The organism is Roseibium album (assembly GCF_965233825.1).
GTDB lineage: Bacteria > Pseudomonadota > Alphaproteobacteria > Rhizobiales > Stappiaceae > Roseibium > Roseibium album.
This window is the reverse complement of sequence record NZ_OZ247583.1, coordinates 5,850,819-5,866,597: the sequence shown is the minus strand read 5'-3', so window position 1 is coordinate 5,866,597 and position 15,779 is coordinate 5,850,819. Positions and strand designations below refer to the sequence as shown.

General features: G+C 54.0%; 13 protein-coding genes. 11 read left to right on the top strand and 2 right to left on the bottom strand.

Annotation, left to right across the window (positions count from 1 at the left end; translation table 11 throughout):
* The first annotated feature begins 20 nt into the window (after window positions 1-20).
* Genes ACO6TI_RS26950 through ACO6TI_RS26930 form a run of 5 tightly spaced genes read left to right on the top strand, consistent with a single transcriptional unit; the run spans window position 21 to window position 4,795 of the window.
* Complete coding sequence (locus tag ACO6TI_RS26950) at window positions 21-923, top strand: glycoside hydrolase family protein (RefSeq protein ID WP_422383739.1); 903 nt, start codon at window positions 21-23, stop codon at window positions 921-923.
* A complete protein-coding gene (locus ACO6TI_RS26945) occupies window positions 923-1,309 on the top strand; it encodes a hypothetical protein (protein WP_422383738.1) in 387 nt (128 codons plus the stop codon). The genes ACO6TI_RS26950 and ACO6TI_RS26945 overlap by 1 nt, the downstream gene beginning before the upstream one ends.
* An 8-nt stretch (window positions 1,310-1,317) precedes the next feature.
* Window positions 1,318-1,635 carry a hypothetical protein gene (locus ACO6TI_RS26940; RefSeq protein ID WP_209013622.1) on the top strand — a complete coding sequence of 106 codons (318 nt, stop codon included), beginning with the start codon at window positions 1,318-1,320 and terminating at the stop codon, window positions 1,633-1,635.
* A gap of 33 nt (window positions 1,636-1,668) precedes the next feature.
* On the top strand, window positions 1,669-1,974 hold the full coding sequence (locus tag ACO6TI_RS26935) for a hypothetical protein (RefSeq protein WP_422383737.1): 306 nt from the start codon (window positions 1,669-1,671) through the stop codon (window positions 1,972-1,974).
* Window positions 1,975-2,011: 37 nt separating this feature from the next.
* Window positions 2,012-4,795 carry a cadherin repeat domain-containing protein gene (locus tag ACO6TI_RS26930; protein ID WP_422383736.1) on the top strand — a complete coding sequence of 928 codons (2,784 nt, stop codon included), beginning with the start codon at window positions 2,012-2,014 and terminating at the stop codon, window positions 4,793-4,795.
* Window positions 4,796-4,830: 35 nt separating this feature from the next.
* On the opposite strand, the gene ACO6TI_RS26925 is transcribed toward ACO6TI_RS26930, so the two are convergent.
* Together ACO6TI_RS26925 and ACO6TI_RS26920 are read right to left on the bottom strand one after the other, a co-directional pair.
* Entirely contained in the window at window positions 4,831-6,783 is a 1,953-nt protein-coding gene (locus tag ACO6TI_RS26925; RefSeq protein ID WP_422383735.1) for a multiheme c-type cytochrome, read from the bottom strand.
* A 204-nt stretch (window positions 6,784-6,987) separates the two neighbouring features.
* Entirely contained in the window at window positions 6,988-7,911 is a 924-nt protein-coding gene (locus tag ACO6TI_RS26920; protein WP_209014540.1) for a helix-turn-helix domain-containing protein, read from the bottom strand.
* 102 nt (window positions 7,912-8,013) lie between these two features.
* Between ACO6TI_RS26920 and ACO6TI_RS26915 the strand changes: the two genes are divergently transcribed.
* The 6 genes from ACO6TI_RS26915 (at window position 8,014) to ACO6TI_RS26890 (ending at window position 15,113) form a co-directional block, all read left to right on the top strand.
* The gene (locus ACO6TI_RS26915) at window positions 8,014-9,174 is read left to right on the top strand and encodes an acyl-CoA dehydrogenase family protein (RefSeq protein WP_104703596.1); all 1,161 of its coding nucleotides are present in this window, start codon (window positions 8,014-8,016) and stop codon (window positions 9,172-9,174) included.
* 3 nt (window positions 9,175-9,177) lie between these two features.
* Window positions 9,178-11,202, top strand: coding sequence for an acetate--CoA ligase family protein (locus ACO6TI_RS26910; protein WP_422383734.1), 2,025 nt, complete (start codon window positions 9,178-9,180; stop codon window positions 11,200-11,202).
* Between the two features lie 4 nt (window positions 11,203-11,206).
* A complete protein-coding gene (locus ACO6TI_RS26905; RefSeq protein ID WP_422383733.1) occupies window positions 11,207-11,989 on the top strand; it encodes a carnitinyl-CoA dehydratase in 783 nt (260 codons plus the stop codon).
* Window positions 11,990-11,999: 10 nt separating this feature from the next.
* On the top strand, window positions 12,000-12,911 hold the full coding sequence (locus ACO6TI_RS26900) for a 3-keto-5-aminohexanoate cleavage protein (RefSeq protein ID WP_422383732.1): 912 nt from the start codon (window positions 12,000-12,002) through the stop codon (window positions 12,909-12,911).
* Window positions 12,908-14,326 (top strand): carnitine 3-dehydrogenase, encoded by a 1,419-nt coding sequence (locus ACO6TI_RS26895; protein WP_422383731.1) that lies wholly within the window; start codon window positions 12,908-12,910, stop codon window positions 14,324-14,326. The genes ACO6TI_RS26900 and ACO6TI_RS26895 overlap by 4 nt, the downstream gene beginning before the upstream one ends.
* A gap of 199 nt (window positions 14,327-14,525) precedes the next feature.
* A complete protein-coding gene (locus tag ACO6TI_RS26890) occupies window positions 14,526-15,113 on the top strand; it encodes an FMN-dependent NADH-azoreductase (RefSeq protein ID WP_055118024.1) in 588 nt (195 codons plus the stop codon).
* Window positions 15,114-15,779 lie beyond the last annotated feature (666 nt).

Here is a 15,779-nt window from a genome sequence, read left to right as displayed (position 1 = left end):
TGTGTCTGAAAGGAAGTCTCATGAAAACCAGTAGACAAGGCGTGGCTTTCGTTGAGAACCATGAAGGTTTTGTGTCGCGTGCTTACCTCGATCCGACGGGGGTCCTGACGATCGGAACCGGGTTCACCAACAGCAGCACGGTCTTTCGCACTTTCTGGGGCCGGAAGCTCAAATCCGGTGATACCATCACGCGTGATCAAAACCGGAAGATCTTGAACGCGGCGCTTCAGGACGAATACGAACCGCCCGTGCTTAACGCAATGCCTTCCAAGGCAAAGCAACATGAGTTTGATGCGGCTGTGTCGGCCGTCTTCAATCTCGGCGCTCGGTTCACGCGCTGGAAGGCATTTCAGCTTTGGGTCGAGGGTAAGAAAAAACTGGCCGCTGAGCATTGGGCGAAAAACTACAACAAGGCGGGTGGCCGGAAGCTGCCCGGCCTGGTTCGCCGGCGCAAGGAAGAGGCGCACCTGTTCCTGACCGGTGAATATACCGGCATTGGTGAAGGCACGCAGCGCGAGGTCCGCAAGGTCAAGCCGACTGAGCCGGATCCTGTCGTGAAGGAAGCGCAGGAGGTCTTGAAGCGGTTCGGCTTTGATCCTGGTGAAATTGACGGCTGGATGGGCAAGAACACCAAAGAGGCCGTTCTGGCCTATCAGAAGACACACCCGCACCTGAACAATGACGGCATCATTGGCCCTGCCACGATGGCACAGCTTCAACGCGATGCCATTGCAGTCAAAGACAGTGTGCAGAAGGGCGGGGGGCTTTCGGTGGTGTCTGGTGTCGGCGCGTTCTTCTCCGGCCTTCCCTGGGCTTGGATTGCCGCCGGAGTTGCTGCCCTGACGATTGTGTATTTCGCCTGGCGCTATCGGGATGTCATTCAACGCCGCTGGAACAAATTCCGTGGCCGCGAGGTGGCGTGATGTGGGGCAAGATCGCTTCTCTTTTCCTGTCGGGTCCGTTCAATCGGATTTTCAAGAGCATCGATCATGCGGTCAGCAATGACACCAAGCGGCAGGAAATCCGGGCAAATGCTGTCAACCGCTATGCGGAAACGGCGGCGGAAGAGCGCGCAGACGCCAGGCGCTATCGCGCTTTCTGGTTCATCTGGTGCCTCTTCTCCGGATCGGTCGGGTTCTGGTTTCTGGCCATCACCTGTGACACGGTTTTTGATTTCTCATGGTCGGTGGCGGATTACCCGCGGTCGGTCAAGCCATATGTCGACATCATTGTGGCTTCGATCTTCGGATCTGGCGGCCTGGTTGCGTCGGCTCAAGCACTCTCAAGCGCGATCCGGGGGCGGCGTTGAAAACTTTGATGGAATGGTTTTGGTCGATGCCGTTGACCAAGATAGGCGTGATTGCAGCCTTTGCGGCGATCGGTGCGGCTCTCCCGAAAGATCTTTCACCGCGTGATCGGCTGGCAACGTTCTTTGTCGGCTTCATGGCTGCTCTCGTTTTTGGTGAACCTCTGCGCGAGCTTCTTGCGATGTCCGATAGCTGGGCTTTTGGCATGGCGGGAATTCTCGCGATGACCGGCCGCAATCTTGCGGTCTTTGTAATCCGCGCAAGCCGCGACCCGGTGGGGGCCGCTGCCAAGGTCTTGAACATGTGGCGCGGTGGGAAACACGACTGAGCGACAGCTCAAAATCTCATAGGAGTAATAGACATGCCCGCTGAACTTGAAGTGACGTTCGCCCCTGTCTCGGGTCGATCGGCAAACGGCTCTGCCATGCCTGCTTTCGATGGCAATGCAAGTGCATCCGAAACAATGGCGACTGCAAACACGCCTTCAACCATTGCCGCCGGAATTCTGGATTTCGCCCGGCTGGTGAACTCCGGCGATGCCGCAGTTTATGTGGCGATTGGGTCGACACCCAATCCCCTTGTCGCGCCGCGCTGGTTTCTGGGTGTCGGTCAATCCCTGATCGTCAGTTGCCCGGAAGGCGGGAAAGCCTCTTTCGTCGCAAAATAGGTCTCGGCCGGTTCGGCCAACAAGAGGATGTATTCCAATGGATTTGGGGTTTGAATTCGGACTGTCTTTGCCGTTCGGCTCTTCAAGTGCGCCGGGCGTTCCTTCGGCGCCAAGCGTTATTGGTCTTTCTGCAACGTCCGTTTCTGAAGGCGTATCGCCTGGCGCTGTTGTCGCGTTAATTTTCAGCAACGGAACGGCGCCGGTTACGCTTTCGAAAGTTTCCGATCCGGACAACAAATTCAATGTGGTTGGCTCAAGTCTCACCCTGGCTGCTGGCCTGGATCATGGAACTGCCACGAGTCACACGGTCCGGATTCGAGCGCAAAACTCTGAGGGCTTCCACGAACAAACGTTTGTCATCAACGTGATTGACGTTGTGGTTGCTCCAACTGTGCTTAGCCTTTCGACCACCGAGCTTACCGAAGACGCTTTGCCTGGATCAGTTGTCGCGACGATTTCCAGCGATGGCGATGCGCCTGTAACGCTCGTTGAGGTTACAGATCCGGAGAGCAAATTTTTGGTTAACGGAAGCAACCTTGAACTTGCCGCCGCAGTCAGCGCACCTGCAAGTCATGATATCCGGATCCGTGCAAGCAATGGTGGTGGGGGTGTCGAGCAAACTTTCACAATCAACGTTGTGGAAGCTTCGCCGAATGATGACAAAATCACGTCTCTCGTTATCGATCCTGGAGGCTGGAAAGCAACCATGACCGTCACGAACGCGGTCGATGGGGGAACTTACAGCGGACTTAACAACCCGTCATCGCCAGGGCTGTTGCTCACCGTAACATCCAAGTCCTGGGACATTGCCGGTGTTGAGACCACAACTCAGCGCTCGGTGTTTGCAACCTCCGTCATTCGCCAGCCGTACCCGAATGGACCGCTTCTGCAGGAAACGGAAGTGACTTCCAATCTGGAAGTGGTTCTGTCGCTGTCCGCGAGGATTTATGCCGGCGATACCGTAACGGCCGTTGCCGCGGCTTCTCTCTACACTGACAACGGCAGCGGCGGATCAGCAAGCGCTAATTCGGGCGGGGCAATCGCGACCGTCACAAACGGCTCAACCGAAGCGTACAGAAAGCCTCAAGCCGTTTGGCTGGAGCTCGAAGATCAGGAAGTCAAAAGCGCTGCCTGGGCTCCAAAACTGTGCGTCTACCATCGCCATGCTCAACAAGGCAGGCCAGTTCGTGCCGTCAAGTTCATTGCCTCTGATGGCACAAACACGGTTGAGAGTACCGTTTCGGCTCTGACAACGAGCCAATACAGCGCTTCCGGACTGTATGCCAATTACTTCCAGCCGAATTGGGATCTGTCGTCCCTGACGGATGGCGAATTTATCACAGTCGATGCCGTCATTTATCCCTGGGTCGGTGATGCATTTCAGCTCTCTGTCGACGGGGCCGCGTACCCGAGCCCGAATATTTCGTCCCTCCGGGCGATCTGCAACATCGGCGGCACGATGTACAACAAGGTCTACGCCTATGTGGACGGAACCGGGACGGGGTCTCCTGCTGCAAATACAGATGAGGCCACAGCAAAGGCCAATCCGTTTGCAAGCTTCGCAGCAGCAGCAACAGCCGCCAAGGCAGTCAACCTGGCTGAGAATGGTTGGAACAACCTTTCCGGCGTTGACTTGGTGCTAAGTTCAGGGACGACCTATTCCGATAGGCTGAGTGGCATGGGCGGTGCGCTGGATAAGCTCCCATGCACCATGCGTGGTGAAGACGCAACCGCAGTATTGACGGATGGAACGTCAAGTGCATCCGGCAGCACGATCCCACCGATCCTGCATGTTCGAGATATCAACATTCGCAAAGAACGTAACTTTATTATGTTCAGGGGCGACAACACGGGAAATGGTTATCTTGCCTTTGAAAACTGCGCATGCTCGTTCGCCAATGGTGAAGGTAGCTATGAAGCCTTAACGTACCAATATGGACGCGGGGCAGTTATCAATTGCACGGGTCCCTATATCGGCTTGTGCGGTCAATTCGGAACCACCCAAGGCGGCATGCTTTTCGCTGGCAATGCGTTTGGGGGCAACCAACCTTACAACATGGTAGCCTGCAACGCCGCCCAGATAGCTGCGAATAATCACCAGCTTGGCCAGGCCGACGGCTCCGTATTTGCTTGGAATACCGTGTCGAGGTCCGGCAACAATGGCAATGCCATTCAGTTCCAAGGAGACGCGTTCGGGGACCAAGGCGTTGCCGTAATAGGTAATGTTGTTGAGATACACACGCTCGTCGGTTCGCAAACCGCGTTCCTTGTCTTTGGTGATGGTGACACATCCACAGTAGAAAACCTGTGCGAGGCTATGAACACCATTGTCGGGCAGCGCACTAACTTCCTGTACAACGACATAGGCACGGTATCCATACCTAAAGACGGGGTGTCAAAACTTTCGTACCACTGGCAGTTCAACCAGAAAGGCGACTACGACATTGACCAGCCTATTGTGGGCAATTGGGCTAGTCGTCATGGCGTCGACACGAAGGTTACGGCTATTCGCGACAGCGCCGGCAATGATAATTACAGCTATCAATCTTGGCTTGGCGAGCAATTAGGTGATGATAAATCAGCCAATGCAGAAGGTCCGTTCCACCACGTCTTCAACCCGTTCCAGGCGGTCAACCCGGATTGGGTCAACGACCAGTCGTCAAATACTGGTGGTCCTGGCGGTGGTGACTATACGCCCGGTGCAAGCAACACGCTTCCGAAAATTCCGGCGGGGCAGACCGAATTTGCCGTAGACCAGAAGGGCAGGGCGATCCCGCTCGATGGCACTGCGGTTGTCGGTGCACTTCAGCAGGTTGTGTAAGGGACAAGGGGCAACAACCCGTTGAGCTGGCGTCCTTATTGCCTTGGAAACCGGTTTTTCAGTTCCAGCAGGTTCTGATCTTCAGGATTGCTCGCCAGCGCTTTTTGCAGCGCGAATTCTGCAGCTGCAAAATTTTGTTGAGCAAGATGCAGCCGAACGAGAAACTCCCAAGCCTGAATGAGTTGCGGATCAAGGCTTACTACTTCTTCAAACGCGGAAATTGCCGCTGCAGGATTTCGCATCGCCAGGGCAGCGCCACCCAAAGCCATGTGAGTTTCGGGAAAGTCAGATTTTGCTGCAAGAGATTGCTGCCATTCGCGTGTTGCCTCACGTGCCGAAGCCGATGCGCCTGGAGGAAGTTGGCCGCGCGGCAGCCCCAATAATTGGCGTGCCGCCGCAATGCGAACTGTCTTGGTAGGGTCGTCTAAAGCAGAAACAATGTTCTTTGCCCTGATTTCGGAAGAAGCGTGTTGCAGCCCGGAAACAGCGGCTCTTCTTACGAGAGGATCCGGATCATTCAAAAACTCTCCAACCTGATTCGCCAACTCTGGGTTTGCTTCTCTCGTCAAGAGATCAAGTGCTGTCGCGCGGACGATCGCTGGGTATGTCTCCTGTCTTGCCACACTTAAAAGATCTTCGCCTAGACCGGTCGAGCCCCGTCTCGCAGAAGCAAACAAAAGGCCGAAATGATCCTCTCGACGCGTGCTTGCTGGAAATCGTAGTTCGATCTCATTGGCTGCCCAGTCTGCTGTCCTGTCCTGGTGACAGTCGGTACAGGCGTTTGGTGTTCCGATTTTCACGGATATGTCCGGACGCGGTATCCTGAATGAGTGATCGCGGCGCCCATCAATTCCCATATAGGTGCGCTCTATCATGTGACATGACACGCAGCGTGCACCTTCCGATCCTGTTTTGTGAAAGTGATGGGCTGGATCGTCGTAGTCCTTCAAGGTGAGTGTGGGAAATGCCTTGTTGCCTGCCGGCGAATGGCATTGCGAGCAAATGCTGTTGCCGACCGCCCGAAGTTCGCCGCTATGCGGCTCGTGGCAATCGGAACAACGCACACCGTTCTGGTACATTTTCGATTGCAGGAACGAGCCAAAGACATAGACTTCGTCAAGAATCTGACCGTCTGCATGGTATAGTCCGTCACGGAGAAGCGCCAGCCGGTAGGTGTCATGGAACGGAGTTCCCGGCACCGGGCTCGCATTCTGAAACGGTTCGCGGCGCGAGTGGCATCCAGCGCATTGCTGTATCTCAATTTCGGCTTTTTTGTCGGTAAACTCAATCAGCAAGCCATTTTCTTTCAATTCGGAAGTCAGGTTTTCCTTGTTCGGTTTCGACTGTTCAGCCCAGGCTACATGCGCCGCGCCTGGTCCATGACAGGCTTCACAACCTACACCGATCTCCGCCCAATCACTTTGATATCGTTTGTCGGGAAAACTGTAGTTTTTTGTGAAACCCGTTGAGTGACACTCGGCGCAACGAGCATTCCAGTTCTTGTAGGGGCCACTCCAGTGAAAACCGTCCTCGGGCAGCAATTGCTGCTCCGGGTAAAGGTGATACCATTCCTTTTTTTCCTGATCCCAAACGACGTCGAAGGATTGTATACGGCCTGGCTCCGTTTCGATCAGGTACTGCTGGAGTGGTGCAAGACCACCGACGCCCTTCACTTCGAATGTTTTGGGTGGCCCGTTGTAATCTTCGGTCTCGATGAAAAACCCGTTTTCTTTTCGAAAAAAACGGCTCTTTCGTCCACGGTGCGTGAATTCAGTGTTGTCAAAGTCTCCGTCAACCGTCTGATCGCTTGGGTTCGCCCAGGCTTGAGCGTGGTGCGAACGCTGCCAGGCGAGAGCTTCGGTTTCATGACACCCAGAACATGTCTTTGATCCAGCGTATTCAGTCGTGTCGACGTTCTGCCCGAATGCATAGGGCATTCCCAGTCCTGTCACCAGAAAGACTACCGCGACACGCATAAGTGCAATCATCAGAATTCTTCCTGGTATGATTGAGTTTCGTCTTACAGAACCGTTGTTCAATGAGACGCAGCCGAACTTTGACGGCAATTCCACCTCATCCTATCGGGTCTCGTGACGGACGGTTTGTCAAGAACGGTATCAAGGCTAACGGAGTGAAAACAAAGACCAACTGTTTCGCGTATCGGCAAATTTCATTGAGGCGATACCGAAGTTTCAACGAACACTTCGATAATATCCGGGAGGATCACCGAACTCCTGTCGAAAAGCCCGGATCATCGCACTTGTGTTTCGATAGCCACATCGCTCTGAAATCTCGGCAATGCTCAAAGTGGTGAGTTCGACCAGGCGCCGCGCTTCGCGCAGTCTAATTCCCCGGTACACAGACGAAGGTGTCATGTTCATCTTGCGCTGGAAGTGTTGTTCCAGCGTGCGTTGGTCTGAGCGGAGTTGTCTTGCGAGTTCCGGGATCGGCAGAGGGGTTTCCAGTTTTCTTCGCATAAGGGCTGTTGCCCTGCGCACCAGTGCGTCAGTCGACCACCGCCGGAGCGGATCGTACAATTCCAACTTGTCGCCATGCATAAAAAGCGCTGCGATTTCGAGCGCGAACATTGAACTGTGTTCACGTCTGATCAACTCAAGTGTCAGTTCGAACGCTGTCGATGCCCCGCCGCATGTCGCAAGGTCATCCTCAATGACATATCTGTCTTCGACCGCTTCAATGTCAGGGAAACTCTCCATAAAAGTGTTGAATTCATCCCAGTGAATTGTCGCCTTGCGTCCATCGAGCAGACCGGCCTTGGCGAAAAGCCAAGCGCCTGTGTCCATGCCGACAAGTGTTGAAAAACGGTTGCGCGCAGCACGAAGTGTTTTGCACATTTTTGGATCGGCCAGTTCGGAATAGCCATAGCTCGGCATCACAAACAGATAGTTGCCCCTTGGTGCGACGTCGGACAGTGAAACAGTCTCGACGGGCAAGCCGCTCGACGAGGTTACCGTTCCCCCATCCTGACTGAAATGCCGCCATTCGTAGAGCGTTTGTCGTGCAATTGCGTTGGCTGCACGGAAAGGTTCGATGGCATTTGCCAGGCAGTGATTGGAAAAGTTCTCGAAGAGCAGAACACCCAAGGAACGTACCATGTCAGATTTTTTCAATTTCTGCATACTTTTCTACCAATACTGCACACTCTCGACCGTCGTCTTGTCTCACTCTTGTACAGGTAGGGCAAGAGGAGATCGTAGATGCATTTTGGTATGAGCGAAGAGCAGGAGATGATTGTCTCAACGGTGCGTTCGTTCGTGGAAAATGAGATTTATCCGCACGAGGCGCTGGTTGAAAAGACCGGCCAGGTACCTCTTGAACTCGGGAATGAGATAAGGCGCAAATGCATCGATCTTGGATTTTATGCCTGCAATTTTCCGGAGACCGTCGGCGGCGCCGGACTTGGCCATCTGGATTTCACGCTTGTAGAACGAGAGCTTGGCCGTGGATCCATGGCGCTCACGCATTTTTTCGGGCGTCCTCAAAATATTCTCATGGCCTGTTCGGAAGAGCAACGAGAACGGTATCTATTGCCTGCGGTACGCGGAGACAAGATGGATGCACTCGCAATGACCGAACCCGATGCGGGTTCGGATGTGCGAGGCATGAAGTGTCAGGCAGTGCGGGACGCGGGTGATTGGGTCGTCTCAGGATCAAAGCACTTTATTTCAGGCGCAGAACATGCGGATTTTTTCATTGTCTTCGTGGCGACGGGCGTCGACGATACGCCCAAGGGGCCCAAAAAACGCATCACTTGCTTTCTGGTTGACCGTGGCACACCGGGATTTGAGATCCGCGAGGGTTACACATCGGTCAGTCATCGCGGTTACAAGAACTATATTCTCTATTTTGATGGATGCCGACTGCCTGACACCCAGGTGCTTGGGGAAGTCGACGGCGGGTTTGCGGTGATGAACGAATGGCTCTATGCGACACGCCTCACCGTTGCGGCGATGAGTGTTGGCCGGGCCAGAAGATGTTTCGACCACGCCGTGTCCTATGCCGCTGAACGAAATCAGTTCGGTCAGGCGATCGCAAAGTTTCAGGGGATCAGCTTTCAGGTTGCAGACATGATTACTGAAATCGACGCGGCCGACTGGCTGACACTTTCAGGTGCATGGCGTCTGGATCAGGGGCTGTCCGCCAACAGGGAAATTGCCAGCGCCAAGCTTTATGCCACAGAGATGCTTGCCAGGGTCACGGACACCACCTTGCAAATCCATGGTGGCATGGGACTGATGGATGATTTTCCGATTGAACGCTTCTGGCGCGATGCACGCGTGGAACGTATTTGGGACGGCACCAGCGAAATCCAGCGTCATATCATCAGCCGTGACATTTTCCGACCGCTTGGAGCTTAGTCGATGCGTGACCTGAGACGGTTGCTTCGTCCCAAATCCATTGTTGTTGTCGGTGGTGGAGCCTGGTGTGAAAATGTCATTCGTGAGTGCCGAAAAAACGGGTTTTGCGGCGATATCTGTGCGGTCCATCCCAGCAAAAAGGAACTGTCTGGTTCGCCCACCGTTCGCTCTGTCGCAGAACTGCCATTCGTTCCTGATGCCGCATTTGTCGGGGTCAATCGCCATTCGACTATAGAGATCGTTCAAACACTTGCGAAGATTGGCGCAGGCGGTGCCGTTTGCTTCGCCTCTGGCTTCAAAGAAGCGTCGGCTGAACTTGAGGACGCCGACAATCTACAGGACGTTCTGGTTGAAGCGGCTGGCGAGATGCCGATTTTGGGACCGAATTGCTATGGCTTCATCAACGCACTGGATGGCGCCGCGCTCTGGCCGGATCAGCACGGATTGGTTGGAGTGACCAACGGTGTCGCGATCCTGACGCAGTCGTCCAATATCGCGCTGAACCTAACAATGCAGAAGCGAGGTTTGCCGATTGCGTATCTTGCGACCGCAGGGAACCAGGCTCAGACCGGGTTGTCCGCGATCGCTGAAGCTCTTCTTGGCGACGAGCGGGTAACTGCGATCGGGCTCTATGTTGAAGGCCTGGATGACCTGTCGGCATTCGAAAACTTTGCGCGACGTGCCAAAAAAGCGGGCAAACCCGTTGTCGTCTTGAAAATTGGCCGATCCGCTCAAGCGCGGTCCACAACCATGTCTCATACCGCGTCGCTCGCGGGTAGCGCAGTCGGTGCAAGTGCTCTCTTTTCAAAGCTGGGAATTGCCGAAGTAACGAGTCTTTCCACGTTTTTGGAAACACTGAAGATGATGCACATGGTCGGGACACTTGCCGATGGCAGTATCGTGTCCATGTCATGTTCAGGTGGCGAAGCGAGCCTCATTGCGGATCTGGCCTCGGATAGAAACATCACCTTTCCGGCACTGAGTGCCACACAAAAAACGGTTCTGAATGAATTGCTCGGCGACAAGGTGGCCCTGGCCAATCCACTTGACTACCACACCTACATCTGGAGAGACGTCGATTCCATGAGTCACGTCTTTTCGATCATGATGGAGGGCGAAGCCTCCTTCGGTGTCGTTGTACTTGATTTCCCACGCTCCGACCGTTGTGATTTGGATGATTGGTTGCAAGTTATTGATGCGGTGGAAATTGCGAAAAAAAAGAGCGGCAAGCCGATGGGTATTCTCAGCTCCCTGCAAGAGACAATGCCCGAGGCGATCGCACTTGATTTGTTCGCGCGAGGGTTGGTTCCGCTATGCGGGTTGGAAGACGCGCTTGCCGCCATCGAAGCTGCAGCATTTGCCGGCAAGGAGCCGTCCAAGGATGCGATCCATATTCCCAGAACGCCAAAGGAAGAAACTGTGATCGGGGAAGCGCAGGCAAAAGCACTTCTGCGAAGTCATGGACTTCGGACCCCGAAGAGTATCAGTGTGCATTCTTCGAAACGCGCTGCCGATGCAGCTGTGCAGATCGGATTTCCTGTCGTCCTGAAAGGTGTTGGTTTTGCGCACAAAAGTGAAGCAGGTGCGGTTGCACTGCTATTGAAAACCAGACAGGACGTCATTGATGCGGCGTCAACAATGCCTGCTGAAACGTTCCTCGTTGAAGAAATGATTTCTGATGCGGTGATCGAATTGCTGATTGGTGTCGTGCTGGATCCAGCTCACGGATATGTGCTGACGCTGGCTGCCGGCGGAGTGCTTACCGAATTGCTTCAAGACAGCTTCTCGATGATCTTGCCTGTTTCCCGGAGTGACGTTGAAACGGCGTTGGATCAATTGAAGATTGGGTGTGTCCTGAAGGGTTATCGCGGGCAACCGGCTTGCGACAGGGCAGCGATTGTCGACGCAGTGATGTCGGTTCAGGCCTATGCCATGTCGGCGGCAGTTTCGGAAGTTGAAGTTAATCCGCTCCTTTGCGGTGAAAACTTTGCCATTGCAGCGGACGCGCTGATCAGATGTGAGGTGTAAAACGATGGCTAGCCACCTGAAAATCCGGAAAGAAAACCGAATTCTCGAAGTCACACTCGATCGTCCGAAGGCAAATGCAATCGATCTGGAAACAAGCCGGATCATGGGGGAGGTGTTTACTAATTTTCGAGACGATCCTGAATTGCGTGTTGCAATCATCACAGGTGCCGGAGGAAAATTTTTCTGTCCGGGCTGGGATCTGAAAGCTGCCGCAGACGGTGATGCAGTCGACGGCGACTACGGCAAGGGCGGGTTCGGTGGGCTCCAGGAACTACGCGGTCTGAACAAACCCGTAATTGCGGCAATCAACGGAATCTGCTGTGGAGGCGGGCTGGAACTCGCGTTGTCAGCGGATGTCATCCTGGCAGCAGATCATGCAACTTTTGCCTTGCCTGAAATACGTTCTGGGACGGTTGCCGACGCGGCTAGTATCAAGTTGCCGAAGCGAATTCCCTATCACATCGCGATGGAAATGCTTCTGACAGGCCGTTGGCTTGATGCCGAGGAGGCTGCTCGCTGGGGCCTGATAAATCATATCCATCCGCCTGAGCGTCTCAAGGAAGAGACGTGGAAACTCGCCAATCTGCTGGCGTCAGGACCTCCGCTTGTTTATGCGGCGATCAAGGAAGTCGTGAGAGAGGCGGAAGACATGAAGTTTCAGGATGCGTTGAACCGCATTACCAAAAGCCAATTTGAAACTGTCGAACGGCTCTATCGCTCCGAGGACCAGCTCGAGGGAGCGAGAGCTTTCGCAGAAAAACGAGACCCGGTCTGGAAAGGTCGATAGGAGACATAACATGCCATTGCAGATGAACCGGAAAGTCTTCATAACCTGCGCCGTGACCGGATCAGGGAGCACACAGGACAAATCGCCTCACGTACCCCGCAGCCCGAAACAGATCGCTGATAGTGCAATAGATGCCGCGAAGGCGGGGGCTGCCGTTGTCCATTGTCATGTGCGCGATCCGGAAACAGGGGTACCCTCCCGCAGGCTCGACCTGTATCGCGAAGTAACCGATCTCATTCGTGCTGCCGACGTTGATGTGGTTCTCAATCTGACCGCTGGTATGGGCGGAGACATTGTCTTTGGCCCAACCGAATCGCCCTTCCCGGTGAATGAATCCGGGACGGACATGATTGGTGGCAGCGAGCGCGTGGCTCATATTGCGGAATGTCTTCCGGAAATCTGCACCCTGGATTGCGGGACGATGAATTTCGCTGAAGCAGACTATGTTATGACCAACACGCCCGGAATGCTTCGTGCGATGGGGGCCATGATGACGGACCTTGGAGTTAAGCCAGAAATCGAGGCTTTCGATACAGGGCACCTCTGGTTCGCCAAGCAGTTGGTGAGCGAAGGAACCCTGGACTCCCCGGCGCTCGTTCAATTGTGCATGGGGGTTCCGTGGGGAGCTCCGAACGATCTGAATACCTTCATGGCGATGGTGAACGCGATCCCGCCAGACTGGAACTGGTCAGCTTTCAGCCTGGGGCGGGATCAGATGCCTTATGCGGCTGCCGCAGTTCTGGCGGGAGGTAATGTGCGTGTCGGACTGGAAGACAATCTCTTTCTGGAAAAAGGCGTATTGGCAACAAATGCGCAACTTGTTGAAAAAGCGGCGTCGGTGATTGAAGGAATGGGCGCGCGCGTCATGGGCCCCGACGAAGTCCGGTCCCAACTCGGACTGACAAAGAAAGCTCCAAAATGAAAGCTGCTATTGTCGGTGGTGGTGTGATCGGTGGAGGCTGGGCGGCCCGCTTTCTTCTGAACGGTTGGAACGTTGCGGTGTTCGACCCGGATCCGGACGCCGAACGCAAGATCAATGAAGTTGTCGCAAATGCCCGCAGAAGCCTTCCTTCCCTTTATGACAGGATGATGCCGACGGAAGGAACGCTGACATTTCACACGGAAATGGCCGACGCCGTTTCTGGGGCCGATTGGGTTCAGGAGAGTATTCCTGAAAGGCTGGAACTGAAACACAATGTCCTGTGTGCGATATCAGAGCTTGCTGCTGCGGACGCTGTGATCGGGTCATCTACATCCGGCTTCAAACCATCCGACTTGAATGGCAAAGGCGCTCGGGCAATCGTCGCCCACCCCTTCAATCCGGTTTATCTGCTGCCACTTGTCGAACTGGTCGGAGATGCGGGAGTAACCGCCAAGGCTGCCGACATCTTGAAAAAACTCGGCATGTTCCCGCTGATATTGCGCAAGGAAATCGATGCCCATATTGCCGACCGGCTTCTGGAAGCCGTTTGGCGGGAAAGTCTCTGGCTGGTCAAGGACGGAGTTGCGACAACGGAAGAGATCGACGAAGCCATTCGCATGGCGTTCGGAATTCGCTGGGCGCAGATGGGGCTATTCGAAACCTACAGGATTGCCGGAGGTGAAGCGGGCATGAAGCACTTCATGGCTCAATTCGGACCGGCACTGGAATGGCCGTGGACGAAACTGATGGATGTGCCGGAGTTTGACGATGAACTGGTGGGTCTGATTGCGGGACAATCAGATGCCCAGTCCGGCCACATGACAATACGTGAGCTTGAGCACCTGCGAGACGATAATCTGGTCGGGATGATGCGCGCCCTCAAAAAAACCGGCAGCGGGGCTGGGGGGGTTATCAGTCGGCATGAGGCGACTTTTCCGGTTCACAAGAACACAGTCCTGCCCGTCACCGTAAGCCGGAAAGTGCCCCAGAGCTGGGTTGACTACAATGGGCACATGAACGAGGCCCACTACCTCGAGGCAGCAGCTGCTGCGAGCGACAGATTCATGGAAATGATCGGCGTCGATTTCGATTACGTCGAATCCGGCAATAGCTATTTCACGGTCGAAACGCATATCCGTCATCTTGACGAACTGAGCGCGGGTGAACCACTAACGGTTACAACGCAGGTTCTGAATGGTGACGGCAAGAAATTGCACCTTTTTCATTTTCTGAAAGGTGCCGATGAAAAGCTGGCGGCGACAGTGGAGACGTTGTTGTTGCATGTCGACCTTTCGACACGACGCAGTTCTCTGCCTGAGCCGGTTGTGGCTGAAAAACTATCAGAATTTGCCAGCTTGCACGCAAACATGCCGTCTCCGGACGGAATGCAGCGATACGTCGGACAGATACGCTGACACCCTGAATACTTTCGAAAGCAAAACGCTGCGACCGGACTTCCTGAACACAAGGCCCGAGTCTGAACGCATGAGTTAAGCTGACAACCGTCTCTCGTTCAACGGACTGTTCACAAATTAACACCTAGTGGGCCTCATTCGAACTGATTATCTCATGTTTTCGAACAAAAGCCCTTTGGTTCGCAATTTGGAGAACATCATGAGCACTATCCTTCAAATCGATGCCTCTGCCAGAAAGACAGATTCGGTCACGCGCGCTCTGACAGAGTCCTTGGTGAAAACCCTGATCGGCAAGGATCCCGACGCAAAAGTACTTGTACGGGATGTTTCCCAGGGATTGCCGTATCTGGACGAGGAATGGGTTGGAGCCAATTTCACCGATCCGGCCAAGCGAAGCGCAGAGCAGCGTATGAAACTTGCTTTTTCCGATACCCTGGTGAGTGAATTAAAGTCGGCCGATACCATTGTGATCGGAACACCTATCTACAATTTTTCCGTTCCTGCTGCACTGAAAGCTTGGATAGATCAGATTGCGCGAGCGCGTGAAACGTTCGTCTACTCGGAGAACGGTCCGATCGGGCTGCTGGAAGACAAACGAGCTTATGTTCTTGTAGCTTCCGGGGGTACGAAAGTAGGGTCCGAAATAGATTTTGCTTCTACCTACCTTGAACACGTACTCGGTTTTGTCGGTATCAAGGATGTTACGATTGTTGCAGCCGATCAACTGATGGCCGACCCGGCCAATAGGGACGCGGCATTGGCGAAGACGCTTGAGCTTGCTGCGTAGCAAACCGATTTCCCGGTTGAGATACGCGGTTTGGGCCGGGCACATCAGGCCAGATCGCCCTGTGGATAATTTGCACAATTAAAGGTTGTGCGTATTGACCGCTCGACAACATTCTTTCTTGCAAGCGCGAAGGCCCGCGTCATGGCACCTTGCGCCAATTGTCTTGCCAGAAAAATCGAATGATAACACTCTCTGCCCGCCGACACCTTCTGGTGCGGCTGGCGTGAGTTTCAAGACTTTTCGTTATTACATTTTGTCAGTTTACAAGCATACGCCCTAAAGCGTTATATTTACTCGCATTTCGGACCGGCTTAGATAAGGCCGACCACAATTGCAGCCAAGAATACGAATGCTGCGATAAAGGCAATCCTGTTCAGGTTCCGCGCTAGAGTCATCTGTCCGCTCCCGATTACCTCACTTTGACACTTCAATATTAAGGCAGTGATTTAGGGAAACGAAGCAAAAAAGATGCTGCGATGCAGCGGAAGATTGCGCTTATTGGTTGAACTGTGCGTGTGTTCTATCCTTAAAGTCTTGATCGGTAACGAAATAAGCTGTTGTACAAAAGTCGTAGGTTTGTCTGTTTGGGTCAGATTTTTTTTCATTGCGCCAAATCTCGAATCAATATCAATCGGTTTAAATTGATCCGGACACGCCGTCCGGACG